This window comes from Streptomyces sp. SID3343 (genome assembly GCF_009865215.1).
Classification (GTDB): domain Bacteria; phylum Actinomycetota; class Actinomycetes; order Streptomycetales; family Streptomycetaceae; genus Embleya.
The window spans coordinates 1-1,605 of sequence record NZ_WWJX01000168.1; the positions used below are offsets into that span (position 1 = coordinate 1).

Sequence of the window (1,605 nt, forward strand, 5' to 3'; positions counted from 1 at the left end):
GTCACCGCCGTCGTCGCCGCGCTCACGTACGCCCCGACGGCGGCCCACGCCGCCTCGACCGACGCCGCGTCGGTCGTGCTCGTCTCCACCGCGTCGCAGCTCAAGGCCGCGCTGGCGGCGGCGACGCCGGGCGACACCATCCGCCTCGCCGACGGCACCTACACCGGCAACTTCAAGACGACCAGGCCCGGCCGCGTCGACGCCCGGATCACCCTCACCGGATCCTCGAACGCCGTCCTGCGCACCAACACCGGCGGCGGAAACGCGCTGTACCTCGACGGCGCCGCCTACTGGACCGTGCACGGCATCACCCTCACCCACGCCCAGAAGGGCATCATGATCGACGCGGCGCCCGGCGTGCTGGTGGACTCCGTCACCGTGCACGATCTGACGATGGAAGGCGTCCACTTCCGCGACTCCAGCAGCGACGGCGCGATCGTCGATTCCCGGATCTACGACACCGGCCGGGACGGCCGAGGCATGGGCGAGGGCGTATACGTCGGCACCGCCAACACGCTCTCCGATCGGAGCGACCGGGTGCAGATCCTGCGCAACGTCATCGGGCCCGGAGTGGGCGGCGAGGCGGTGGACCTCAAGGAGGGCACCACCGGCGGCCGAGTCGCCGACAACACCTTCGACGGCACCGGCCTGACCGGCCACAACTACGACGACTCGTGGGTCGACGTGAAGGGCAACGGCTACCTGATCGAGCGCAACACCGGCCGCAACACCACCAACGACGGCTTCGAAGTGCACTCCCAGGCCCCCGGTTGGGGATGCGGCACGATCTTCCACGCCAACCACGCCGACCTGACCGGCGCGACCGGCGCCGACCGGTGGGCGATCAACACCGTCAACCACAGCGCCGCGTGCCCGACCACCGTCACCGCGGACAACACCTTCACGGGAGGCAACGGCCTGGTGAACCCGGGCGTGTTGGTCACCCCCTGACGAGAATCCACGCCTTCGGGTCCCCAGGGGGCGCGAGGCCGCCCCGCCTCCCGAGGCGTTCCCGGCCCGGGTCGACGGCCGGTTTTGCCGTCGGGCCGGCCCGGAGCGCGCTCAGTCGTCGACCGGCAGAGCGCACAGACGCGGCCCGCCACGCCTGCGCAGGCGGCGTAGGAACGAGAGCACGCCCGCGCTGCCGGTGGCCCAGGCGACGTCGGAGGCGCCGAGGGTGTTGTCGGGCAGCAGCGGTCGGCGCGCGGTTCCGCCACTGCGGGCCAGGATCAGCGCCGCCACGTCCTCGGCGCCCCGCCACAGGCGCTCGTCACCGGTCGCGAGGGCCGCGTCGACGAGCAACTCGCCGACCCCGGACAGCCCGCAGCACTGGGAGACCAGGCTCATCCGCGGCGCGAGGGCGTGGCACACCACGGCACAGCGCACGCCGAGTTCGACCACGTCCGCCGCACCGTCTCGGCTTCCCTCCTCGATCAGGACGGCGCCGATCCCCGCCATCCCTCGACACCACGACCCGTACCGCCGGGTGGCGCCGGGACGCACGGCGGCGGTGAGCAACTCCGGTGTTCGTGCGACGAGTTCCGCGAGTCCCTCGCGGGCCGCCACACCGGCTGCCGGGTCGGCGCCGATGCGCTGCCACGCGGA

Annotated in this window: 2 protein-coding genes; one reads left to right on the forward strand and one right to left on the reverse strand. The window is 72.8% G+C overall.

Annotation, left to right across the window (positions count from 1 at the left end):
- Positions 1-951 (forward strand): right-handed parallel beta-helix repeat-containing protein (locus GT354_RS06020; protein ID WP_161355136.1); only part of this gene is annotated, 951 nt, incomplete at its 5' end.
- Between the two features lie 111 nt (positions 952-1,062).
- Here the strand turns inward: GT354_RS06020 and GT354_RS06025 are convergent.
- Positions 1,063-1,605 (reverse strand): lanthionine synthetase LanC family protein (locus tag GT354_RS06025; protein ID WP_275942242.1); only part of this gene is annotated, 543 nt, incomplete at its 5' end.